The 20536-nt window shown below is 66.1% G+C and carries 26 protein-coding genes; 10 read left to right on the forward strand and 16 right to left on the reverse strand.

Annotated features, from left to right (window positions below; genetic code table 11):
* Positions 1-24 precede the first annotated feature (24 nt).
* Positions 25-501, forward strand: coding sequence for a MaoC family dehydratase (locus QFZ42_RS06040; protein WP_307700087.1), 477 nt, complete (start codon positions 25-27; stop codon positions 499-501).
* Positions 502-513: 12 nt separating this feature from the next.
* Here the strand turns inward: QFZ42_RS06040 and QFZ42_RS06045 are convergent, their stop codons facing one another.
* Positions 514-1326 carry a ferritin-like domain-containing protein gene (locus tag QFZ42_RS06045; protein ID WP_307700088.1) on the reverse strand — a complete coding sequence of 271 codons (813 nt, stop codon included), beginning with the start codon at positions 1324-1326 and terminating at the stop codon, positions 514-516.
* A 37-nt stretch (positions 1327-1363) separates the two neighbouring features.
* Here QFZ42_RS06045 and QFZ42_RS06050 point away from each other — a divergent pair, with 37 nt between their 5' ends.
* Together QFZ42_RS06050 and hslO are read left to right on the forward strand one after the other, a co-directional pair.
* The gene (locus QFZ42_RS06050; protein ID WP_307700089.1) at positions 1364-1888 is read left to right on the forward strand and encodes a gamma carbonic anhydrase family protein; all 525 of its coding nucleotides are present in this window, start codon (positions 1364-1366) and stop codon (positions 1886-1888) included.
* A gap of 34 nt (positions 1889-1922) precedes the next feature.
* Positions 1923-2930, forward strand: a complete 1008-nt coding sequence (hslO, locus tag QFZ42_RS06055) for an Hsp33 family molecular chaperone HslO (RefSeq protein WP_307700090.1) — start codon at positions 1923-1925, stop codon at positions 2928-2930.
* A 78-nt stretch (positions 2931-3008) separates the two neighbouring features.
* On the opposite strand, the gene QFZ42_RS06060 is transcribed toward hslO, so the two are convergent.
* The 8 genes from QFZ42_RS06060 to QFZ42_RS06095 are packed head-to-tail and all read right to left on the reverse strand — an operon-like array spanning position 3009 to position 9805.
* Positions 3009-3986, reverse strand: coding sequence for a hypothetical protein (locus QFZ42_RS06060; RefSeq protein WP_307700091.1), 978 nt, complete (start codon positions 3984-3986; stop codon positions 3009-3011).
* 19 nt (positions 3987-4005) lie between these two features.
* Positions 4006-4683, reverse strand: a complete 678-nt coding sequence (locus QFZ42_RS06065) for an ATP-binding protein (RefSeq protein WP_307700092.1) — start codon at positions 4681-4683, stop codon at positions 4006-4008.
* Complete coding sequence (pnuC, locus tag QFZ42_RS06070) at positions 4680-5303, reverse strand: nicotinamide riboside transporter PnuC (RefSeq protein WP_307700093.1); 624 nt, start codon at positions 5301-5303, stop codon at positions 4680-4682. Before pnuC ends, QFZ42_RS06065 begins: the two co-directional genes overlap by 4 nt.
* Before the next feature lie 25 nt (positions 5304-5328).
* Positions 5329-5607 carry a cell division protein FtsB gene (gene ftsB / locus QFZ42_RS06075; RefSeq protein ID WP_307700094.1) on the reverse strand — a complete coding sequence of 93 codons (279 nt, stop codon included), beginning with the start codon at positions 5605-5607 and terminating at the stop codon, positions 5329-5331.
* An 18-nt stretch (positions 5608-5625) separates the two neighbouring features.
* Entirely contained in the window at positions 5626-6909 is a 1284-nt protein-coding gene (eno, locus tag QFZ42_RS06080; protein WP_307700095.1) for a phosphopyruvate hydratase, read from the reverse strand.
* A gap of 30 nt (positions 6910-6939) precedes the next feature.
* Positions 6940-7245: a DUF1330 domain-containing protein gene (locus QFZ42_RS06085; protein ID WP_307700096.1), complete on the reverse strand. Its 306-nt coding sequence runs from the start codon at positions 7243-7245 to the stop codon at positions 6940-6942.
* A 29-nt stretch (positions 7246-7274) separates the two neighbouring features.
* Complete coding sequence (kdsA, locus tag QFZ42_RS06090) at positions 7275-8129, reverse strand: 3-deoxy-8-phosphooctulonate synthase (RefSeq protein ID WP_307700097.1); 855 nt, start codon at positions 8127-8129, stop codon at positions 7275-7277.
* On the reverse strand, positions 8126-9805 hold the full coding sequence (locus QFZ42_RS06095) for a CTP synthase (RefSeq protein ID WP_307700098.1): 1680 nt from the start codon (positions 9803-9805) through the stop codon (positions 8126-8128). Before QFZ42_RS06095 ends, kdsA begins: the two co-directional genes overlap by 4 nt.
* 163 nt (positions 9806-9968) lie before the next feature.
* Here QFZ42_RS06095 and coaBC point away from each other — a divergent pair, with 163 nt between their 5' ends.
* The 4 genes from coaBC to QFZ42_RS06115 all read left to right on the forward strand — a co-directional run bounded on the left by coaBC (position 9969) and on the right by QFZ42_RS06115 (position 12772).
* Positions 9969-11192 carry a bifunctional phosphopantothenoylcysteine decarboxylase/phosphopantothenate--cysteine ligase CoaBC gene (gene coaBC / locus QFZ42_RS06100; protein WP_307700099.1) on the forward strand — a complete coding sequence of 408 codons (1224 nt, stop codon included), beginning with the start codon at positions 9969-9971 and terminating at the stop codon, positions 11190-11192.
* Positions 11192-11641, forward strand: coding sequence for a hypothetical protein (locus QFZ42_RS06105; protein WP_307700100.1), 450 nt, complete (start codon positions 11192-11194; stop codon positions 11639-11641). The genes coaBC and QFZ42_RS06105 overlap by 1 nt, the downstream gene beginning before the upstream one ends.
* A 2-nt stretch (positions 11642-11643) precedes the next feature.
* Positions 11644-12090 (forward strand): dUTP diphosphatase, encoded by a 447-nt coding sequence (gene dut, locus QFZ42_RS06110; protein WP_307700101.1) that lies wholly within the window; start codon positions 11644-11646, stop codon positions 12088-12090.
* 181 nt (positions 12091-12271) lie between these two features.
* Complete coding sequence (locus tag QFZ42_RS06115; protein ID WP_307700102.1) at positions 12272-12772, forward strand: outer membrane lipoprotein; 501 nt, start codon at positions 12272-12274, stop codon at positions 12770-12772.
* 87 nt (positions 12773-12859) lie between these two features.
* Here the strand turns inward: QFZ42_RS06115 and QFZ42_RS06120 are convergent, their stop codons facing one another.
* On the reverse strand, positions 12860-13384 hold the full coding sequence (locus QFZ42_RS06120) for an FKBP-type peptidyl-prolyl cis-trans isomerase (RefSeq protein WP_307700103.1): 525 nt from the start codon (positions 13382-13384) through the stop codon (positions 12860-12862).
* 14 nt (positions 13385-13398) lie between these two features.
* Here QFZ42_RS06120 and QFZ42_RS06125 point away from each other — a divergent pair, with 14 nt between their 5' ends.
* The 3 genes from QFZ42_RS06125 (at position 13399) to QFZ42_RS06135 (ending at position 15426) form a co-directional block, all read left to right on the forward strand.
* Positions 13399-14541, forward strand: a complete 1143-nt coding sequence (locus QFZ42_RS06125; RefSeq protein ID WP_307700104.1) for a JmjC domain-containing protein — start codon at positions 13399-13401, stop codon at positions 14539-14541.
* Positions 14531-15040, forward strand: coding sequence for a hypothetical protein (locus tag QFZ42_RS06130; RefSeq protein WP_307700105.1), 510 nt, complete (start codon positions 14531-14533; stop codon positions 15038-15040). Before QFZ42_RS06125 ends, QFZ42_RS06130 begins: the two co-directional genes overlap by 11 nt.
* A gap of 92 nt (positions 15041-15132) precedes the next feature.
* Positions 15133-15426: a hypothetical protein gene (locus tag QFZ42_RS06135; protein ID WP_307700106.1), complete on the forward strand. Its 294-nt coding sequence runs from the start codon at positions 15133-15135 to the stop codon at positions 15424-15426.
* A 99-nt stretch (positions 15427-15525) separates the two neighbouring features.
* Here QFZ42_RS06135 and QFZ42_RS06140 read toward each other — a convergent pair whose 3' ends face one another.
* From QFZ42_RS06140 to QFZ42_RS06165, 6 genes are all read right to left on the reverse strand, one after another.
* Entirely contained in the window at positions 15526-16302 is a 777-nt protein-coding gene (locus QFZ42_RS06140; protein WP_307700107.1) for an MBL fold metallo-hydrolase, read from the reverse strand.
* Between the two features lie 5 nt (positions 16303-16307).
* Positions 16308-17399 carry an outer membrane protein assembly factor BamC gene (gene bamC, locus QFZ42_RS06145; protein ID WP_307700108.1) on the reverse strand — a complete coding sequence of 364 codons (1092 nt, stop codon included), beginning with the start codon at positions 17397-17399 and terminating at the stop codon, positions 16308-16310.
* A gap of 145 nt (positions 17400-17544) precedes the next feature.
* The gene (dapA, locus tag QFZ42_RS06150; protein WP_373423311.1) at positions 17545-18435 is read right to left on the reverse strand and encodes a 4-hydroxy-tetrahydrodipicolinate synthase; all 891 of its coding nucleotides are present in this window, start codon (positions 18433-18435) and stop codon (positions 17545-17547) included.
* 80 nt (positions 18436-18515) lie between these two features.
* Positions 18516-19091: a class I SAM-dependent methyltransferase gene (locus QFZ42_RS06155; RefSeq protein ID WP_307700109.1), complete on the reverse strand. Its 576-nt coding sequence runs from the start codon at positions 19089-19091 to the stop codon at positions 18516-18518.
* Positions 19091-19231 (reverse strand): hypothetical protein, encoded by a 141-nt coding sequence (locus QFZ42_RS06160; RefSeq protein ID WP_307700110.1) that lies wholly within the window; start codon positions 19229-19231, stop codon positions 19091-19093. The genes QFZ42_RS06155 and QFZ42_RS06160 overlap by 1 nt, the downstream gene beginning before the upstream one ends.
* A 25-nt stretch (positions 19232-19256) precedes the next feature.
* On the reverse strand, positions 19257-20477 hold the full coding sequence (locus QFZ42_RS06165; protein ID WP_307700111.1) for an MFS transporter: 1221 nt from the start codon (positions 20475-20477) through the stop codon (positions 19257-19259).
* Positions 20478-20536: the final 59 nt, after the last annotated feature.

Consider the following 20536-nt stretch of genomic DNA (forward strand, 5'->3'; position numbering starts at 1 on the left):
GCGCAAGCACTACAAGGAACTCCCATGGCGGCACTCCCTGAGGACACCGGCGCCCAGCGCGCGATGTATCTCGAAGACCTGTCGGTCGGCGACCGTTTCCAGAGCGGCGAACACGCGCTGGACGCGGCGCAGATCAAGGCCTTTGCGCACCAGTTCGATCCGCAGCCCTTTCACACCGACGAAGAAGCCGCGAAGAGCACTTTCTTCGGCGGCCTTGCGGCTAGCGGCTGGCACACGGCGGCGCTCACGATGAAGCTGCTGGTGGAAAGCGGCATTCCGCTCGCCGAGGGCATCATCGGCTCGGGCGGCGAACTGCAATGGCCCAAGCCGACGCGCCCCGGCGATGTGCTGCACGTGGTGAGCGAGGTGGTCGAGATCGTGCCTTCGCGTTCCAAGCCTGGCCGCGCGATGGTGACGATGCGCTGCCGCACGCTCAACCAGCACGGCGAGGTGGTGCAGAACTTCACGCCCAGGTTGGTCGTGCACGCCAGGCCGGCATAAACCTTCTTCTATTCAGTCCTTGGTGCCCGCCGAGAGCGCACGCAACTCCTCGGCACTGAAGCCGGCACGTTCGCGGGCTTCGAGGTTGAAAGGGGGCTTCAGGCGCGGGGCTTCGTAGTGCGCCACGAGTTCGGGATAAGTCGCCTCCGGGTCTCGGCCGGCGCGTTCGCAGAGCCAGCGGTACCAGCGGTTGCCAATGGCCACGTGGCCGACTTCGTCGCGCAGGATGATGTCGAGGATCTCGACCGCGCGCAGCGCATCCGGCGTGTTGACGCGCTTGAGCTTGGCCTGGATGAGCGGCGTCGCATCGAGCCCGCGTGCTTCGAGCGTACGCGGCACCAGCGCCATGCGCGCGAGCACGTCGTCCTTGGTTTTCTCGCACATGCTCCAGAGCCCGTCGTGGCCCGGGAAGTCGCCGTAGCGGTAGCCCATGCCTTGCAGGTGCGCATGCAGCAGCGTGAAGTGCTGTGCTTCTTCATCCGCCACGCGCAGCCAGTCGCGGTAATAGGCCTCGGGCATGCCGTCGTAGCGCCACACCGCATCGAGCGCGAGATTGATCGCGTTGAACTCGATGTGGCAGATCGAATGGATCAGCGCGGCGCGGCCCTCGGGCGTGAAGGGCGAGCGTTTCTGTACGGCGGTGGCGGCCACGCGCAGCGGCCGTTCGGGGCGGCCCGGCACGCCAAGATCGTCCCCTTCGGCGCGGAGGGGTTCAGTTGCTATGGAATCGGTAGCTGCCAATGCAGCAGTGGCGCGCGTCGCCGACACCTTGGCTTCAGGGTCGGTCAGTCGCAGCGCGGCCAGCGCGCTCAATCGGGGGTGCATCCCTACAATTCTAGTTTTTGCCCCCGGAGACTCGACGATGGCCCTCTATGAACTCGACGGCGTTGCGCCGCAACTCGGCGCCGGCGCATGGGTCGCCGACAGTGCGGAAGTGATCGGCAACGTGCAGTTGGGCGAGAACGCGAGCATCTGGTTCGGCGCGGTGCTGCGAGGCGACAACGAGACGATGACCATCGGCCGCAACAGCAACGTGCAGGACATGTCGATGCTGCATTCCGACCCCGGGAGCCCGCTCACCATCGGCGAGAACGTCACCATCGGCCACCAGGTCATGCTGCATGGCTGCACCATCGGCGACAACTCTCTGATCGGCATCCAGGCCGTGGTCTTGAATAACGCGAAGATCGGCCGCAATTCGATTGTTGGCGCCGGCAGCGTCGTGACCGAGGGCAAGGAGTTTCCCGACAATTCCCTGATCTTCGGTTCGCCCGCCAAGGTAATGCGCACGATCAGCGACGAAGACGCCGCCCGCCTGCGCCACGGCTCCGACCACTACGTCAACAACGCCGTTCGCTATGCGAAGGGCCTCAAGAAAATTGCCTGACACCGCGCAGGCCCCACAGAAAGAAGAATCCGTTTTGAGCGAGCTGCACAAATTCCTGTTCGATGGCCTGCCGGTGCGCGGCGTGATCGTGCGCCTGACAGATGCGTGGCAGGAAATCCTGGCGCGGCGCGCCTCCAACACCACCACCGGCGCCTATCCGCCGCCCGTGGCCGAGCTGCTCGGCGAGATGACCGCCGCGGCCACGCTGATGCAGGCCAACATCAAGTTCAACGGTTCGCTGATTCTGCAGATCTTCGGCGACGGTCCGGTCAAGGTGGCCGTGGCCGAGGCCAAGCCCGACCTGAGCCTGCGCGCCACCGCCAAGGTGATCGGCGACCTGCCGGCCGATGCGCGCCTGCCCGACATGGTCAACGAGAACAACAAGGGCCGCTGCGCGATCACGCTCGACCCCAAGGACAAGCTGCCGGGCACGACGCCGTACCAGGGCGTGGTGCCGCTCTTCGACGACGACGGCGAGAAGCTCGGCAAGCTCAGCGACGTGCTGCAGCACTACATGCTGCAGAGCGAGCAGCTCGACACCACGCTGGTGCTCGCGGCCGACGACAAGGTGGCGGCGGGCCTCTTGATCCAGCGCCTGCCGATCAAGGGCGAGGGCAACCTCGAAGGCGCGTCGGGTACTTCGGACAAGGACCACGACCAGGCCAACGAAGACCAGATCGGCCGCAACGAGGACTACAACCGCATCTCGATTCTGGCGTCGACCCTGACGCGCGACGAGCTCCTGACGCTCGACGTCGAAACCATTCTTCGCCGCCTGTTCTGGGAAGAAAAATTGCTGCGCTTCGAGCCGCAGGCTGGCCTGCTGGGTCCGCATTTCGCATGCACCTGCGGCCGAGATCGGGTGGCGCAGATGATCCGCGGCCTCGGCGTGGAAGAGGCCGAGGAAATCCTCGCCGAGCGCGGCGACATCGAGGTGGGCTGCGACTTCTGCGGCAAGCAGTACCGCTTCGATGCCGTCGACACGGCCCAGATCTTCACGCCGCCGGGCGACCAGGTTCCCGCCAGCCCCGTTGTGCAGTAGTGCGCCTGGGCCTCGCGCATTCGGAGCGGATCGTTGCTCCAATCACGTGCGAGCCCCCCGGCTGGGCAGCGCACTCGCTCAGCGCGGCGCCTTGTCGTCGAAGTCGCCGAATGCGATGTCGGGCGCGCTCGTGTTGTGGCGCGAAGGCAGGCTGCGCCCGAAGCGCAATTGCGTGCCGCTCAGCGTTTTCACGTCGGGCAGGGGCAGCACCTGCTCCGTGGCGCCGGGCGCTTCCTCCCAACGGATTTCGCTCACGTCGGCGTTGTCGGGCGCGACATACATCGAGCGCAGCACCGCGAAGGGCCGCGCATCCGTGGTCCGCGACGAGAGCCGCACGTCGAGCGCGGTGCGCGCACGGCTGATCTCGGACACCCTGGCCACGGCGCTGCCGCCCCTGGCGAAGCGCAGGTGAATGGCGAGCGGCTTCGGCACGATGCGGATCGCCGCAATGTCGACCACCGGCCGGCTGCCCTGTTCGACCGGGCCGAGCAGGAACGAAGAGCCGTAGACCCCGTCGCCGAAGCGCGCCTCCGGCAGTGGCTTGATGCGCCAGTAGCCGTCGGCCGGATAGAGCACCAGCGCCTCGAGCACCTTGCCTTCTTCCTTGCGGAAGATCTGCAGCAGGTGAAAGCCGCGGTCCGTGCGCGCGCCCACGCGCACCGGCACCTGCTGCGGCCGCCAGAAGCTGGGCAGCGTCATGCCGACGATGCGCCACTGGGCGTCGTCGAGCAGTACCACGCGGCGCGGCTTGAACTTGTGCGCAGGATCGGTGGGGTGGGCGCCGCCGTCGAAATTGCAGCCCGAGAAGTCGGGCGCGGTGGTGTCGTTGCCGATGCTCTCGAGATAGGACGGCTGCAGCGCCTCGATGCGCATGCGCCGGATGCCCTCTCCGCGCAGCACCAGCGAGACGTTGTCTTCTTCGGCGCAGGCGGTGGTGGTGGTGGCGTTTTCCACCGTGGCTGCGACTGGCGCCGCTGTCGCGGTGCCGGCTGCGAGCAGGGCCGGGCCGAGGAGACAAAAAAGACAAGCAAGGCGAGAGAAACGAAGCGGAAACATCAGATCTCCGAACGGGGTTTTACGGGTTGTCGCGGCGAACGAGCAGGTCGCTGAACAGACGATGTTCGCATTCCGGGTCGGAGCATTTCTCGCAAGGCCATGACCAGGAGGTGGGTTTCGAATCGGCGCGCCCCCGTGCCCGGGTGCGGCCTTCGTTGCCGGCAATGGAATTGATGGCGTTCCAGGCATTGGAGAGCCTTTCGCCGTCGGCGCCATGTACCACCGCGAATGAAAGCCCGGCGCCCGAAAGCGCCGCGCGCACCAAAGCGTCGCTCGGCTCGCGCGCGTGGTCGCCGTCGCGCAAGGCGTCGGCGACCCAGGGAATGTCGAGCGCGGTGAGCAGCGTGATGGCGTAGCGCCGTTGCGCGGCGAGCGCGTCGGCATAGAGCGAGGCATCGCCGAACAATTGCTCGCTGTAGACCGCGGTCATGAGCGCCGTGGTGTCGGCCACCACCACACCCGACGCCGCTGCGGCATCGATGCGGCGCGTCTGCTCGTCGGCGATGGCGCGTTGCTCGTCAGGACGGGGCGTGCGGCCCTCGCGATTGCACCACTCGCGCAGATACTCACCCACCAGCGTGGCCGCAATGCCGCGCTCCTGCAGGCGCTGCACGAGCGCGCGGGCGAGTTCGGTCTTGCCCGTGCTCTCGGCGCCGAGCAGTGCAATGACGCATCCGGCCGGCAGCATGGGCGTCATGCGCGCGCGGCCTCGCCGTGCATGCGCGAGCGCCATGCCAGAAAGCCCGCCACGCTGAGCACCGCGAACACCGCGTAGAGCCCGACCGTGAGCCACAGGCCCTTGTGAATGAACAGGCCCACGCTCACGATGTTCACCGCCAGCCACACCAGCCAGTTCTCGATGAACTTGCGCCCGAGCAAAAATTGGCCAACCAAGCTGAGCCCGGTGGAGAAGCCGTCCCACCAGGGCACGTCGGTGTCGGTGAAACGCTGCAGGAAGAGGGCGACCGCGGGCCATGCCAACGCGCAGGCCACGAGCGCAAGCGCAATGCCGCGCGGCGAAAGCCGGTCGACCCGCAATACGCTGCCATCGGCGCGGTGGCCGCGCAGCCACTGGAACCAGCCCCAGAACGCAACCACCGCGAAGAACACCTGGAGCGAGGCGTCGCCATAGATGCGGGCCTGCGCGAACACCGCCACGTAGAGCAGCGAGCTGACGATCGCGAGCGGCCAGCCCCAATGAATCTCGCGCATGTTGCAGCCGACCATGGCCAGCGCCAGCACGGCCGCCACGAGCTCGAGCCAGCTGACCGGTGAGCCCCAGAGCGCGAAGGCGGGGGCCGAGAAGAACTCGGGCATCAACGGTGAGGTCTTGGGTGCGTGTTCAGTGGGTCACTTGAACGAACACTTCGTTGGGCTTGACCATGCCCAATTCCTGCCGCGCACGCTCCTCGACCATCTCGAGGCCGACCTTGAGATCGTTGACCTCGGAAGCCAGCCTGTCGTTGGTCACCGCAGCCTTGGCGTTGGCTTCCTTCTGCGCTGCCAGCCTGGCCTGCAGCTGAGAGACGTCGAGCACGCTGCCGCGCCCGTTCCACAGCTGCCACTGCAGGATGGCCAGCAGCAGCAACAGCACGATGGGTGGAACGAGGCGCGAGCGCATGCCGCCGGCTTCCGGGCGCTATTTCAGGTTGTAGAACGCGCGGCGGCCGGGATAGCTGGCGATGTCGCCGAGGTCTTCTTCGATCCGCAGCAGCTGGTTGTACTTGGCGATGCGGTCCGAGCGCGAGAGCGAACCGGTCTTGATCTGGCCCGCGTTGGTGCCCACCGCGATGTCGGCGATGGTGCTGTCTTCGGTCTCGCCCGAGCGGTGCGAAATGACGGCCGTGTAGCCCGCGCGCTTGGCCATCTCGATGGCGGCGAAGGTTTCGGTCAGCGTGCCGATCTGGTTGATCTTGATCAGGATCGAGTTGGCAATGCCCTTGTCGATGCCCTCTTGCAGGATCTTGGTGTTGGTGACGAACAGGTCGTCGCCTACCAGCTGCACGCGCTTGCCCAGGCGATCGGTGAGCAGCTTCCAGCCGTCCCAGTCGCCTTCGTGCATGCCGTCTTCGATGCTGATGATCGGGTACTTGTCGACCCAGGTGGCCAGCATGTCGGCCCAGTTGCCGGCCGACAGCGTGAGGTTCTCGCCGGAGAGCACGTAGTTGCCGTCCTTGTAGAACTCGCTGGCGGCGCAGTCGAGGCCGAGCGCAATCTGCTCGCCCGCCACGTAGCCGGCCTTGTCGATGGCTTCGAGAATCAGTTGAATGGCCGCTTCATGGCTATCGACGCTGGGCGCGAAACCGCCTTCGTCGCCGACCGCCGTGCTGATGCCGCGGTCGCCCAGAATTTTCTTGAGCGCGTGGAACACCTCGGCGCCGTAGCGCACGGCCTCGCGGAAGCTCGGAGCACCCACGGGGATGATCATGAACTCTTGCAGGTCGAGGCTGTTGTTGGCGTGCGCGCCGCCGTTGATCACGTTCATCATCGGCACCGGCAGCTGCATGCCGCCCATGCCGCCGAAGTAGCGGTACAGCGGCAGGCCCGACTCTTCGGCGGCGGCGCGTGCCACGGCCATCGAGACGGCGAGGGTGGCGTTGGCGCCCAGGCGGCCCTTGTTGTCGGTGCCGTCCAGGTCGATCATCGTGCGGTCGAGGAAAGCCTGCTCGCTGGCGTCGAGACCGAGCACGGATTCCGAGATCTCGGTGTTGATGTTCTCCACCGCCTTGAGCACGCCCTTGCCCAGGTAGCGTTTCTTGTCGCCGTCGCGCAGCTCGATGGCTTCGCGCGAACCGGTCGATGCGCCCGAGGGCACGGCCGCGCGGCCCATGGTGCCCGATTCGAGCAGCACGTCGCATTCGACGGTGGGGTTGCCTCGGCTGTCGAGAATTTCGCGGCCGACGATGTCTACGATTGCACTCACTTATTGCCTTTCGTTTTTTTGAACTGAATCTCAGACCGGGGCGGCAACGCCCTCGACCAGAACCATGTTGAAGAACTCGGTCGCGCCGGCACGTTTGGCGCGCGCGGCGCGGTACAACTCGTCGTCGTAGAAGGCCTTGGCTTTCTCATAGCTGGGGAACCGCAGCATGGCCACGCGCGCGGGCTGCCAATTGCCTTCCATGGTCTCGAACCGGCCGCCGCGCACCAGGTACTCGCCGCCCGCGGCCTTCACCGCGGCGGGCGCGGCTGCCATGTACTGCTTGTACTGTTCGGGGTCGGTGATCTTCATGTCGACGATGATGTAGGCGGGGGCCACGGTGTTCTCCAATAGTCTTGTTGTGGGGCTCAGTTGAAGGAGCTTTCGAGGAAGCCGTTCTTCTTGGTGATGCGGTCCAGCTCGAGCAGTGTTTCCAACAGGGTTTTCATGTGCTTGAGCGGCACGGCGTTGGGGCCGTCGCTCAAGGCTTTGGCGGGGTCGGGGTGCGTCTCCATGAAGACACCGGCTACGCCGACCGCGATGGCCGCTCGTGCCAGCACCGGCACCATTTCGCGCTGGCCGCCCGAGGTCGTTCCCTGGCCGCCCGGCAACTGCACCGAATGCGTGGCGTCGAACACCACCGGTGCGCCAGTCTCGCGCATGATCGCGAGCGAACGCATGTCCGACACCAGGTTGTTGTAACCAAAGCTCGCGCCGCGTTCGCAGGCCATGAAGCTGTCTTCGGGCAGGCCGGCTTCCTTGGCCGCCGCGCGCGCCTTGTCGATCACGTTCTTCATGTCGTGCGGCGCAAGGAACTGACCCTTCTTGATATTCACCGGCTTGCCCGACTGCGCCACCGCGCGAATGAAGTCGGTCTGGCGGCACAGGAAGGCGGGCGTCTGCAGCACGTCGACCATCTTGGCGGCCTCGGTGATGTCTTCTTCGGTGTGCACGTCGGTCAGCACCGGCAGGCCGAGCTCGCGCTTCACCTTGGCAAGAATCTCCAGGCCCTTTTCGCGGCCCGGGCCACGAAAGCTGGTGCTCGAGGAACGGTTGGCCTTGTCGAAGCTGCTCTTGAAGATGAATGGAATGCCCAGCGAGGACGTGATTTCCTTCAGCGTGCCGGCCGTGTCCATCTGCAATTGCTCGGATTCGACCACGCAGGGACCGGCAATCAGGAAGAAGGGCTGGTCGAGCCCGATGTCGAATCCGCAGAGTTTCATGCCACAGCCTTCAGGTTCTTGGTACCGCCCGCACTGCGCGCCTTGTGATCGAGCGCCGCCTTGATGAAGGCGTTGAACAGCGGATGGCCGCTCCAGGGCGTCGACTTGAATTCGGGGTGGAACTGCACGCCCATGAACCAGGGGTGCACGTCTTGCGGCAATTCGACGATTTCGGTCAGGTGCTCGCGCTGCGTGAGCGCGGAAATCACCAGGCCGGCGGCGCGCAGTTCGTCCAGGTAGTTGACGTTGGCTTCGTAGCGGTGGCGATGGCGTTCGGTCACCACGTCGCCGTAGATGCTGTGGGCCAGCGTGCCGGCGGCCACGTCGGAGCTCTGCGCGCCCAGGCGCATAGTGCCGCCGAGGTCGGACTTCTCGTTGCGCGTCTTCACGGTGCCGTCGGCGTCCTTCCACTCGGTGATCAGCGCGATCACGGGGCAGGGCGTTTCGGGGTCGAACTCGGTGCTGTTGGCGTTCTTGAGGCCCGCCACGTGGCGCGCGTATTCGATGGTGGCCACCTGCATGCCCAGGCAGATGCCGAGGTAGGGCACCTTGCCTTCGCGTGCAAAGCGGGCCGCCGAAATCTTGCCTTCGACGCCGCGCTGGCCGAAACCGCCGGGCACCAGGATGGCGTCGTACTTGGCAAGGCGCGAAACGTCTTGCGGAGAAATGGTTTCGGAATCGATGTAGTCGATCTTCACGCGGGCATGGTTCTTCATGCCGGCATGGCGCAGCGCTTCGTTCAGCGACTTGTAGCTGTCGGACAGGTCGACGTACTTGCCGACCATGGCAATGCTGACTTCCTGCTGCGGATGCTCGACTTCGTAGACCAGCTCGTCCCAGCGGGTGAGCTTGGCGGGCGGCGTGTTGATGCGCAGCTTGTCGCAGATGAGGCCGTCGAGGCCCTGCTCGTGCAGCATGCGCGGCACCTTGTAGATGGTGTCGACGTCCCACATCGAGATCACGCCCCATTCGGGCACGTTCGAGAACAGGGAGATCTTGGCGCGCTCGTCGTCCGGGATCGGGCGGTCGGCGCGGCACAGCAGCACGTCGGCCTGGATGCCGATGGCGCGCAGTTCCTTGGCGGTGTGTTGCGTGGGCTTGGTCTTGAGCTCGCCGGCGGCGGCGATCCAGGGCACATAGCTCAGGTGCACGAAGGCCGAGTTGTTCGGACCGTTGCGCAGGCTCATCTGGCGCACCGCCTCGAGGAACGGCAGCGATTCGATGTCGCCGACCGTGCCGCCGATTTCGACGATCGCCACGTCCACTTCATGGGCGGTGCCGAGGCCGGCGCCGCGCTTGATGTATTCCTGGATTTCGTTGGTGATGTGCGGAATCACCTGTACCGTCTTGCCGAGGTAGTCGCCGCGGCGCTCTTTTTCGAGCACGGTCTTGTAGATCTGGCCGGTGGTGAAGTTGTTGGCCTTGCGCATCCGCGTGGTGATGAAGCGCTCGTAGTGGCCGAGGTCGAGGTCGGTTTCGGCACCGTCGTCGGTGACGAACACTTCGCCATGCTGGAACGGTGACATCGTGCCGGGGTCGACATTGATGTACGGATCGAGCTTGATGAGAGTGACCTTGAGGCCGCGCGATTCGAGGATCGCGGCGAGGGAGGCGGAGGCGATTCCCTTGCCAAGGGAAGATACGACACCACCGGTGACGAAGACAAATTTGGTCATGCCAGTTCCGGACGCGAGGACCGGGCAGTGGGAAATGCTGATTGTATATGGCCCGCCTCGAGGCCCCGACTGCTGCACGCGCTTCTCCTTCCCCGTGTCGGGGGCGGGCCGGGCCGTGCCGCGGCAGCCCCGGTGCGAAGCGGTGTCATTACACTTCGGCGATATGCAAGATCTCGCAGGCAAACACATCGTCCTGGGCCTTACCGGTGGTATTGCCTGCTACAAGTCGGCGGAGCTGTGCCGCCTGTTCGTGAAGGCGGGCGCCACGGTGCAGGTGGTGATGACCGAGGCGGCCGAGCAGTTCATCACGCCGGTCACGATGCAGGCGCTCTCGGGTCGCACGGTCTACACCTCGCAGTGGGACGCGCGCGAGCCCAACAACATGCCCCACATCAACCTGAGCCGCGAGGCCGATGCCATCGTGCTCGCGCCGTGCAGTGCCAATTTCGTGGCGCGGCTGGTGCAGGGGAGGGCCGACGACTTGCTGAGCCTCATGTGCCTGGCTCGCCCGATGGACCGCGTGCCGCTCTTGATTGCACCGGCCATGAACCGCGAGATGTGGGCGCATCCGGCCACCCAGCGCAACCTGATGCAGGTGTCGGCCGACGGCGCCACCGTGCTGGGCGTGGGCAGCGGATGGCAGGCCTGCGGCGAGACGGGCGACGGACGCATGCTCGAGCCGGCGCAACTGCTCGAAGACATCACCGCCTTCTTTGCGCCCAAGCTTCTCGCGGGCCAGAAGCTGCTCGTGACCGCAGGGCCCACCTTCGAGCCGCTCGACCCGATACGCGGCATCACCAACCATTCGTCCGGGAAGATGGGTTTTGCCATTGCGCGCGCCGCCCGCGAAGCCGGCGCGGAGGTGACGCTGGTGGCCGGCCCGGTGCACCTGCCCACGCCGCGCGGCGTGAGCCGCATCGACGTGCTTTCGGCGCAGGACATGCTCGAGGCGACCCTGAGGGCTGCGCAGTCTGCTAGCATTTTTGTAGCGACGGCCGCGGTGGCCGACTGGCGGCCCGCCACTCACAGCGAGCAAAAGATCAAGAAGGACGGCAGCGGCAAGACACCCGTGCTGAATTTCGTCGAGAACGCCGACATCCTGCTCGCGGTCGCGAAGAGCGAGCGAGCCCAATCCCGCCAGTTGTTCTGCGTCGGATTCGCGGCCGAGAGTGAGAACCTGGCCGAGCATGCCAAGGCCAAGCGCCAGCGCAAGGGGATTCCGCTCCTGGTCGGAAACATCGGCCCGCTGACCTTCGGCCAGGACGACAATGCGCTGCTGCTGGTGGATGCCAACGGCACGCGTGAATTGCCGCGCGCGCCCAAGCTCACCCTGGCGCGCGAGCTCATGACCGAGATCGCCGCACGTCTGCCTGACTGGAGGGTCTGATGAATCCCCAATGGAACACGCCGCCGAACGGCGATTTCGCCAGCTATGTGGAACGGCTGTCGGCCCAGGCCGCATTGCCCAAGCGGGCCGCGCATGAAGGCGACCACGGGCTCGACGTGGGCATCACGCCCGCGCCGGGCGCGCAGGGCGCCGCGGCGGCGGCAGCACAGCGGCGCGAATCCTCGAACGGCGATACCTCGGCGCCGACCGGTGGGGCGTTCACGCCCGCGGCGCTCAAGGTCATGGGCGCCGTGGGGGCGCTGGTGCTCCTGGTGCTGTGGTCGGCCGGCGTATCGCTTGTCGTGCTGGTCGCACTGGCGGGGGCTGCGTTCTGGCTCGTCAGCAAGTTCAAGGGCCTGAAGCTCACGCCCGGTATCGCCAAGTGGCAGCAGCTGCTCGAGGAAGCCGCCCGCAAGCAAAGAGAACAGCAACAAAAGCAAGGCAAGTAGAAGTGAAAGTAGACGTTCGTATCCTCGATCCCCGCATGGTGGATCAATTGCCCGCCTATGCCACCCCCGGCAGCGCAGGCCTCGATCTCAGGGCCTGCCTCGACGAGCCCATCACGCTGGAGCCCAATGCTTGGCAACTCGTGGGCACGGGCATCGCCATCCACCTCGCGGACCCCGGCTACGCCGCTTTGATCCTTCCGCGCTCGGGCCTCGGCCACAAGCACGGGATCGTGCTCGGAAACCTCGTAGGGCTGATCGACAGTGACTACCAGGGCGAACTCAAGATCAGCGCCTGGAACCGCAGCGACACGCCGTTCGTGCTCCAGCCGATGGAGCGGCTTGCGCAACTCGTGATCGTGCCTGTGGTGCAGGCGCAGTTTCGGGTGGTCACAGAATTTGCGGCTTCGCAACGCGGTGAAGGCGGCTACGGCTCCACCGGCAAACACTGACCACCTGCTCTGGCCGGCTCGCGCTCGGGTTTCGTATCGATTCCGTAAAGATCGGAACCGACCAATTCGCGGCCTGCTCCTACGTGTCGGTGTGTGTCATGCGTCATCCCCCTTGTGGGAAGGGCGTTAGATACAGGCTTGGTGCGCTCTGACGCACCGACTATTTCGAGGAGCCTTCAATATGAAAATTTCAATGCGCTTCATTTCCATCGGCGCTTCCGTGCTGGCACTTGCCACGCTCACGGCCTGCGTCGCCCCCGCGCCGGTCTATCACACCACGCGCTACCCCTACCAAGCGCCGCCGCAGGCCGTTCCATACCAGGAAGCGGCGTATGTCGAGTATGGCCATGTGGCCAACATCGAAGTGCTGCGCAGCGAAACCAGGGGCAGCGGCACCACCGGCGGCGGCGCCGTGGCGGGTGGTGTCGTCGGCGGCGTGGTGGGCAATCAGTTCGGTCACGGCAGTGGCCGTGCCGCGGCGACCGCACTGGGCATCGTGGGCGGCGCGCTTCTGGGCAACACCATCGAAGCCCAGAACAACGGCCCGCGGGCCTACGAAAGCTACCGCATCTCGGTGCAAACCGACCGCGGCGGCTACCGTGCCTTCGATGTGCAGCACCCCGGCGACCTGCGCATCGGCGACCGCGTGCGCATCGACAACGGCCAGATCTCGCGCATGTAGGTCTTTCAAACGGTCTTCGCGAGAGCCGCAAAAAAAGCCGGGCATGCCCGGCTTTCTGCTGTTCGCGGCGGCTCGCTCGCCGGCCCGTCAGTGCAGCAAATCGTTGCCCGGCGCGGTCGGCGGCACCTTGAAAAAGGCCGTGCCCGCCGTTCCGCTGCCGACTTCTTCCTCGGTGGCCTCACGCACCGAGCGAACCGTGATGTCGAGCCGAACCGCAATGCCTGCGAGCGGATGGTTGCCGTCGAGCACCAGGTGGTCGGGGTAGATTTCGGCCACGGTGTAGATCACGTCCTTGGGCATGGCCTCGCTCACGCCCGGGGGCAGTGCGGCGCCGTCGAAGGTCATGCCTTCTTCGGTGCCCTCGGGAAACAGCGAGCGCGGCTCCAGAAAGAGCAACTGGTCGTTGAAGTCGCCGAAGCCTTGCTCGGGTTCGAGCTGCAATTGCACCCGGGCGCCGGGCTCATGGCCCTGCAGGGCGGCTTCGATCACGTCGAAGAGGTCGTCGCCCCCCACCATGAATTCCACGGGCTCGTCGAGCACGTCCAGCACTTCGCCCAAAGTGTCTTTCATCGTCCAGGTCAGGCCGACCACGCATTGTTCAGAGATTTCCATTGCAGAATTCTCCCATGGAGATCACACAACCGCTGCCGTTGCTCGGCGGCCTGAGCGCCGCGCAGTTCATGCGGCGGTATTGGCAGAAAAAGCCGTTGCTGGTGCGCCAGGCCATACCCGCCATGGTGCCACCGATCGAGCGCAGCGCGCTCTTTGCCCTGGCCGAGCGCGAGGAGGTGGAATCGCGCCTGATCCGCCACGGCAACACCGGCTGGACGCTCAGGCACGGGCCTCTCGCGCGCCGTGCGTTGCCGCCGCTGAAGCAGCCCGAATGGACCTTGCTGGTGCAGGGCGTCGATCTGCACCACGACGGCGTGCACGCATTGCTGCAGCAGTTTCGCTTCTTGCCCGATGCGCGCCTGGACGACCTGATGATCAGCTACGCCAGCGACAAAGGCGGCGTGGGCGCGCATTTCGACAGCTACGACGTGTTCCTGCTGCAGGCGCAGGGCCGGCGGCGCTGGTCGATCGGCCAGCAGAGCGATTTGCGCCTGCAGCAGGGTGTTCCGCTCAAGATTCTCGAGAACTTCGAGCCCGAGCAAAGCTTTGTGCTCGAGCCGGGCGACATGCTCTATTTGCCGCCGCGCTATGCGCACGACGGGGTCGCGGTCGGCGACGACTGCATGACCTGTTCCATCGGCCTGCGTTCGTCGGCGACCGGCGAGCTTGGTGCCGACCTGCTGGCGCGCATGGCGCAGGCCTATTCGGAGGCCCTGGAAGATGCCGGCCCCACCGAACTGGCGCGCTACCGCGACCCTTCGCAGCCCGCGGTCAATGCGCCGGCCGCCATGCCCGCCGCGCTGCAGGCCTTCGCGCGCAAGGCCGTCGATGCCGCGCTGCGCGACCCCGACGCCATCGACCGCGCGCTGGGCGAATCGCTGACCGAGCCGAAGGCGAATGTCTGGTTCGATGAAGGCGGCGAAACGCCGGACGTGTTGCACCACGTGGTGCTCGACCGCCGCACGCGCATGCTGTACGACGCGCGGCATCTCTACATCAACGGCGAGAGCTTTCGTGCCGGCGGCGCCGATGCCACGCTGATGCGGCGGCTGGCCGACCAACGCGCGCTCGGGCCGCGCGAACTGGCGCGTGCGAGCGACGGCGCGCGTGCGCTGCTGGCCGAGTGGTGCGAAGCGGGGTGGCTCCATGCCAAGTGAGGGTACGGCCGCCGAGCCGGCGTTGCCCGAGGGCCGGTTCGATGGCCGCGAGGCCTTCGGTGGCATCGTGCGGGCTGCACTCTCGAGCGCGGCGCGGCAAGGCTGGAGAGAGCTGGTTCTGAGCGACCCTGACTTCGCCGACTGGCCCTTGGGCGAACGGGCCAGCATCGAGGCGCTTCAGGCGTGGTCGGCCACCGGCCGCCGCTTCATCTTGCTGGCGCAGCGCTTCGACGTGGTCGAACGAAGCCACGCGCGCCTTGTTCCGTGGCGGCGCATGTGGGACCACATTGTTGAATGCCGCACCGTGCGCGCAGAGGCCGGCAATGGGGTGCCGAGCGCCATCTGGACGCCGGAGTGGTTCGCTCTTCGTACCGACCCCGAGCGCAGCCGCGGCGTGTGCGGTGTTGACCCGCGTGCGCGGCGCGAATTGCGCGAGGCCATTGATGAGTCATGGCGGGAGGGGCGGCCTGCATTTCCGGCATCGACATTGGGCTTGTAAGCCAATGCCGCAAATGAGGGGGCCAGACACAAACGGGCAGTGATGCGGGTCTAGAATTTTTTCGTCCAGACATCTTTGCCAAAGGAGTTTCCATGAAGAAGTCGTCATCCGTCCTGCTCGCTTCGTTGATCGCCGCTGCCGCACTCGTGGCGTGCGGAAAGAAAGAGGACGCCGCGCCGGCGGTTGTGACACCGCCGCCCGCTCCGGTGACCGAACCGGCGCCACCGCCGCCTGCGGCTGCTCCAGCACCTTCGACCACCGATCCTTCGGCCGCTACCACGCCTTCGCCAGGTGCAACGACGCCCTCGCCAGGCGCTTCCTCGGCCCTCGACGCGGCCAATGCCGCGACGGAAGAGGCTAAGAAGAATCAGGCGCCCAAGCAGTAACGACCGCCGACCGGGGCATCCGTTCGCCCAGCAAAAAGCCGCCTTGTTGGCGGCTTTTTTACTTTTTCGATGGCGCCCGGAGAGGCCCGGGGCGCGCGATCACACGTCGAGCCAGGGCGAGCCTTCCGACGCACTGGCCGTGAGCATCTCGGCCTCATGGCCCCCGAGGGCTTCGGCCATGAGCCGCCGCACGATGTCGGGGCGGTTGTTCTGCTCGCTCAAATGCGCCGCGACCACATGGCGCAGGCCATCGTGGCGAACCGCGCGTGCGATCTCCGCGGCCGCTTCATTCGACAGGTGGCCATGCTTGCCGCCCACGCGCAGCTTCAGGAAGGCCGGATAGGCCGAATTGGCCAGCAGCTCGCTGTCGTGATTGAACTCGAGCAGCAGCGCATGCACGCCGCGCAGGCTGGAGAGCACATGCGCCGTGGCATGGCCCAGGTCGGTGAGCACGCCCAGGGTGCGCGCGCCGTCGGAGCAGCGCAGCTGCAGCGGCTCGCGGGCGTCGTGCGGCACGGTAAAGGGCTGCACCGAGATGTCGCCGATCGCGAACTCCGCTTCGTCTCGTGCGAGGTTGAGCCGGCCTTCGAAATCGCGGCCGCCCGTGGCGAGCCAGGTGCCTTCGCTCATCCAGACGGGAATGCGGTTGCGCCGCGACAGCGAATGGGCGCAGCCGATGTGATCGCCGTGCTCGTGGGTCACGAAGATCGCGTCGATGTCGCCGGCCGCGAGCCCGGCCCTGGCAAGCCGCAGATCGAGTTGTTTGAGGCCGAAGCCGCAGTCGATCAGGAGCCGTGAGGTGCGGCCGCCACTGGTCGCCTCGACCAGCGCGGCATTGCCCGTGCTGCCGCTGCCGAGGCTTCGGAAGCGGAGCATGCGGGTTACTTCAGGTCGTCGGCAATGACCTGGACGATGCGTTGCGCATTGGCCGAGGTTTCAGGTGCGCCGGATTCGTTCAGCACCGAGACCGTGGTCGATTCGCCCTGGCCCTTCACGAGGATGCGGAACTTGATCGGCGCTTCGTTCTTGCTGGAAGAGCTGCCGAACAGCTTGCCGAAGAAGCCGGGTTCCTTCTTGTCCGCGTTGGGGGTCACGTAGCGCACGTAGTAGATGCCGGCGCTGCGGTCGCGGTCTTCCACGGTGAAGCCGGTGCGGTCGAGCGCCAGGCCCACGCGGCGCCATGCGCGGTCGAAGCCTTCATTGATCTGCACGACCGGTTGGCCGCCCGCGTTGGCAACGGTGGCGGTCTTGGTCGGCGCGGTGGTGGCGGCCAGGATCTTCGACTGTTCTTGCGAAACGCCGAGCTTGACCATCAGGCGGCGCAGGAACTCGGTTTCGAGTTCAGGGTCGCTCGGGCGGGGCTGCCATACGGTCTGGTCTTGGCGGCTGTTGTTGTAGACCTCTTGCATGCCGCGGTGGCTGATGAAGATCTCGGTGCCGTTGGGCGTGCGCTCCAGGCGGGTGCGGAAGCGGTCGAGTTCACCGGTCGAGTAGACCGAATCGACCAGCTTGCCCAGCGTGCCGCGGATGATGTCCTGCGGCAGCTTGGCGCGGTTCTCGGCCCAGTCGGTTTCCATGATGCCGAGGTTGCGCTGCTCGGTGGTCAGCAGAAAGCCGCTTTCCTGCCAGAAGTCTTTCACCGGATCCCAGAGCTGGTCGGGCGAGCGGTTGATGACGATCCAGCGCTGCGTGCCCGAACGCTCCATGCGGACGTCGCCGATGTTGGCCACCGCGGTGGGAATGCCCGGCGCGTTGGTGGCGCCTGCCTGGTAGGCGTTGGCCGTGACCGCGCCGCCCGGCACCGCATAGCGGTTTTCGCGCGAAAGCTGCGACAGGTCGGGCGGGACTTCGAGGGTCGGGGCTTTGCCGGCGCTCTTGTAGTCGATCTTGTCGCCCTCGAGAACGGAGCAGGCGGCGAGGCTGACAACGAGGGCCAGCAGTGCGAATCGCGAGATGTGCGAAAGGTTCTTCAACGTCGTCTTCCTTGTTGGAATGGGTTCGATCAATCTAGGGGGCCGCATTGCCCGCACTCTCTGAGCACGGTTCAGGCAAAAGGTTGCGTAACCTCGATGCGGCGGAAAGAAAAGAGATGCGGTGTTTGGGGAGGAAGAAGCGGGCTCAGCCCTTGAGCAGTCCGCAGGCGCTCAGGGCAGCCTCGACCACGGGTTGGTTCGTTTCGGCCAGTTCGGTGAGCGGCAGCCTCAGGGTACCGCCGCAAAGTCCGAGCCTGGACATGGCCCACTTGAGAGGAATCGGGTTCGGTTCGACGAACAGGTTGCGGTGCAGCGGCATCAGTTCGAACTGGATCTGCATCGCCTTGCGCACGTCGCCCGCAATGGCCGCAACGCACAGCTCGTGCATCTTGCGCGGCGCGATGTTCGCCGTGACGCTGATGTTGCCCTGGCCGCCGCAGAGCATGAGGGCCACCGCGGTCGGGTCGTCGCCGGAATACACCGCAAAGTGCTTCGGCAGGTCGCGAATGAGCCACTGCGCGCGCTCGATGTTGCCGGTGGCTTCCTTGATGCCGATGATGCCCGGCACCTGGGCCAGGCGCAGCACGGTGTCGTGCGCCATATCGGCCACGGTGCGGCCGGGCACGTTGTACAGCACGATGGGCAGGTCGCCCACGGCTTCGGCAATGGCCTTGAAGTGCTGGTACTGGCCTTCTTGCGTCGGCTTGTTGTAGTAGGGCACCACCTGCAGCTGAGAATCGGCGCCCACGCCCTTGGCGAACTTGGCGAGCTCGATGGCTTCCTTGGTCGAATTGGCGCCGCAGCCGGCCATCACGGGCACGCGGCCCTTGGCCTGCTCGACCGACACGCGGATGATTTCGCAGTGCTCTTCCACGTCGACCGTGGGCGATTCGCCAGTGGTGCCGACCACGCCGAGGCAGTCGGTGCCTTCGTCGATATGCCAGTCGATCAGCCGGCGCAGGGCGGGATAGTCGACACTGCCGTCGTCGTGCATCGGCGTGACGAGAGCGACGATGCTGCCTGTCAGTTGCTCCAAGGGGGAATCTCTCTGTCGGGTGGACGAAAGCGCCGATTCTACTTACTCCGGAGCTTCCGGAAACGGCCGCGCCGGCGGGGTCAGTTTCCCCGCAGGAGATGGCGTTCAGGTTGGCCTGATGCGGCATTGCCGGCTCGGACCGCGGCAATGCGCTGCACGAAGCGTTCAGGTTCGGCAAGAAAGCCGTTCTCGTAAGCCACCACGCGCAGCTCCCGGCATGCAGCCAGCAGTTCGCCGGGCTGCAGCAGAAAATCGGGGCGCGAGGGCTTACCCACCGTTTCGTTGCCGGCGGCAAAGGTTTCGTAGAGCAGCACGCCGCCTGGCGCAACGGCGGCCACGATGTCGGCCAGGCGCGGCCGCCAGAGGTAGTTGGTCACGACCACGGCGCCGAAGACCCGGCCTGCGAAGGGCCAGGGGCCCGATTCGATGTCGGCCGTCACGGTGCGGCCGAAGGCGCTTGCGGCTTCGGTCGCTTCGGTCGAGCGATCGACACCCGTGACCGCGTGCCCGCGCCCCGCAAACCACTGCATGTGCCGTCCTTGCCCGTAGGCAACGTCGAGCACGGCCGCCCCGGGGGCGAGCAGGTGCGACCACCTGGCGATCCATTCCGACGCGGCCAGTCCCGCGTGCGAAGCTGCGGTGTCTTCCGTGGCCATCAGAAGCAGGACCAGACCTGGTCGACCAGTGTGACGAGAAAGTCCGGATGCACGTAAAGCGCGAAAACGCCGCCCAGCACTGCCAGCGCGGCGGCCAGCCAGCCGGCGTGCACGAGGCGGTGGTGCATCTGCGAAGTCATGTCGGCCATTGTCCGCCGTCAGCGGTCAGCCCGCTACGGCGGCCGTCCGGCCCCCGCGCGCAATGGCGCCTTCCTTGACGGGCAGGTTGATCAGCGCCGCGAACACGCCGAGGCCGATCGCGATGTACCAGACGATGTCGTAGCTGCCCGTGGTGTCATACAGATAGCCGCCCAGCCACACGCCGATGAACGACCCCACCTGGTGGCTCAGGAACACGAAGCCGCTGAGCATCGACAGGTGCGCCACGCCGAAGATGCCCGCGATGATCGCGTTGGTGGCGGGCACCGTCGAAAGCCAGAGAAAGCCCATGGCCGCCGAAAAGACGTACACGCTCATCGGCGAGATCGGCACCAGCAGAAACAGCAGGATCGAGACCGCCCGCGCAAAGTAGATGGCGGCCAGGATCTTGCGCTTGGCGAGCTTCTGGCCCAAGAGGCCCACGGTGTAGGTGCCGAACACGTTGAAGAGCCCGATCAGCGCCAGTGCGTAGCCCGCCACGTCCACCGGCAGCTTCTGGTCGCGCAGGTAGGTCGGCATGTGGATGCCGATGAAGGCCAGCTGGAAGCCGCAGACGAAATACCCGGCCATCAGCAAGCCGAAGCTCGGGTAACGGAAGGCTTCGCCCACCGCCTGCAGCATCGATTGCTCGCGATGCGCGGCCAAGGCCGCGCGCGGCTCGCGCAGCCCGAAGGCCAGCGGCACGATCACCAGCGCCAGCATGGCCACCACCGCCAGCGCGGTCTGCCAGCCCAGATGTCCGATCAAGCGGCCTTCGATGGGCGCCATCAGGAACTGGCCGAACGAGCCGGCCGCCGCCGCCACGCCCATGGCCCACGAGCGCCGCTCGGCCGGAATCTGACGCCCGATCACGCCGTAGACCACGGCATAGGTGGTGCCCGCCTGCGCCGCGCCGATCAGCACGCCGGCGCTCAGAGTGAACAGCAGCGGCGTCGGGGAATAGGCCATTCCCAGCAGGCCCAGCGCATAGAAGGCCGTTCCCGCGATCAGAACCCGGAAGGCCCCGAAGCGATCGGCCACCATGCCGGCGAACACGCCGAAGATGCCCCATGAAAGATTCTGGATCGCGAGCGCGAAGGAAAAGGTCTGGCGGGTCCAGTCCTGCGCCTGGGTGATCGGCTGCAGCCAGAGGCCGAAGCCATGGCGGATGCCCATCGAGAGCGTGACGATCATGGCGCCGCAGATCAGTACCTGCTTGACCGAAAGAGTGGGGGCGGAGGCTTGCATCCGTCGAATGTAGCGACTTGCGTGCCGTGGCAGGCGGCGTGGGGGCTGAGGCCATTGAT

Source organism: Variovorax paradoxus (assembly GCF_030815855.1).
GTDB classification, from domain to species: Bacteria; Pseudomonadota; Gammaproteobacteria; order Burkholderiales; family Burkholderiaceae_C; genus Variovorax; species Variovorax paradoxus_M.

What these genes read in the sequence shown, in the direction of transcription:
- QFZ42_RS06060 (WP_307700091.1), bottom strand. Translation starts at nt 3,986, where the DNA reads ATGTTTCCGCTTCGTTTCTCTCGCCTTGCTTGTCTTTTTTGTCTCCTC.
- ftsB (WP_307700094.1), bottom strand. Translation starts at nt 5,607, where the DNA reads ATGCGCTCGCGCCTCGTTCCACCCATCGTGCTGTTGCTGCTGCTGGCC.
- QFZ42_RS06125 (WP_307700104.1), top strand. Translation starts at nt 13,399, where the DNA reads ATGGAGATCACACAACCGCTGCCGTTGCTCGGCGGCCTGAGCGCCGCG.
- QFZ42_RS06130 (WP_307700105.1), top strand. Translation starts at nt 14,531, where the DNA reads ATGCCAAGTGAGGGTACGGCCGCCGAGCCGGCGTTGCCCGAGGGCCGG.
- QFZ42_RS06160 (WP_307700110.1), bottom strand. Translation starts at nt 19,231, where the DNA reads ATGACTTCGCAGATGCACCACCGCCTCGTGCACGCCGGCTGGCTGGCC.
- QFZ42_RS06095 (WP_307700098.1), bottom strand. Translation starts at nt 9,805, where the DNA reads ATGACCAAATTTGTCTTCGTCACCGGTGGTGTCGTATCTTCCCTTGGC.
- pnuC (WP_307700093.1), bottom strand. Translation starts at nt 5,303, where the DNA reads ATGCCCGAGTTCTTCTCGGCCCCCGCCTTCGCGCTCTGGGGCTCACCG.
- QFZ42_RS06155 (WP_307700109.1), bottom strand. Translation starts at nt 19,091, where the DNA reads ATGGCCACGGAAGACACCGCAGCTTCGCACGCGGGACTGGCCGCGTCG.
- QFZ42_RS06140 (WP_307700107.1), bottom strand. Translation starts at nt 16,302, where the DNA reads ATGCTCCGCTTCCGAAGCCTCGGCAGCGGCAGCACGGGCAATGCCGCG.
- QFZ42_RS06050 (WP_307700089.1), top strand. Translation starts at nt 1,364, where the DNA reads ATGGCCCTCTATGAACTCGACGGCGTTGCGCCGCAACTCGGCGCCGGC.
- QFZ42_RS06135 (WP_307700106.1), top strand. Translation starts at nt 15,133, where the DNA reads ATGAAGAAGTCGTCATCCGTCCTGCTCGCTTCGTTGATCGCCGCTGCC.
- QFZ42_RS06105 (WP_307700100.1), top strand. Translation starts at nt 11,192, where the DNA reads ATGAATCCCCAATGGAACACGCCGCCGAACGGCGATTTCGCCAGCTAT.
- QFZ42_RS06115 (WP_307700102.1), top strand. Translation starts at nt 12,272, where the DNA reads ATGAAAATTTCAATGCGCTTCATTTCCATCGGCGCTTCCGTGCTGGCA.
- QFZ42_RS06045 (WP_307700088.1), bottom strand. Translation starts at nt 1,326, where the DNA reads ATGCACCCCCGATTGAGCGCGCTGGCCGCGCTGCGACTGACCGACCCT.
- QFZ42_RS06120 (WP_307700103.1), bottom strand. Translation starts at nt 13,384, where the DNA reads ATGGAAATCTCTGAACAATGCGTGGTCGGCCTGACCTGGACGATGAAA.
- QFZ42_RS06040 (WP_307700087.1), top strand. Translation starts at nt 25, where the DNA reads ATGGCGGCACTCCCTGAGGACACCGGCGCCCAGCGCGCGATGTATCTC.
- QFZ42_RS06165 (WP_307700111.1), bottom strand. Translation starts at nt 20,477, where the DNA reads ATGCAAGCCTCCGCCCCCACTCTTTCGGTCAAGCAGGTACTGATCTGC.
- QFZ42_RS06065 (WP_307700092.1), bottom strand. Translation starts at nt 4,683, where the DNA reads ATGACGCCCATGCTGCCGGCCGGATGCGTCATTGCACTGCTCGGCGCC.
- coaBC (WP_307700099.1), top strand. Translation starts at nt 9,969, where the DNA reads ATGCAAGATCTCGCAGGCAAACACATCGTCCTGGGCCTTACCGGTGGT.
- kdsA (WP_307700097.1), bottom strand. Translation starts at nt 8,129, where the DNA reads ATGAAACTCTGCGGATTCGACATCGGGCTCGACCAGCCCTTCTTCCTG.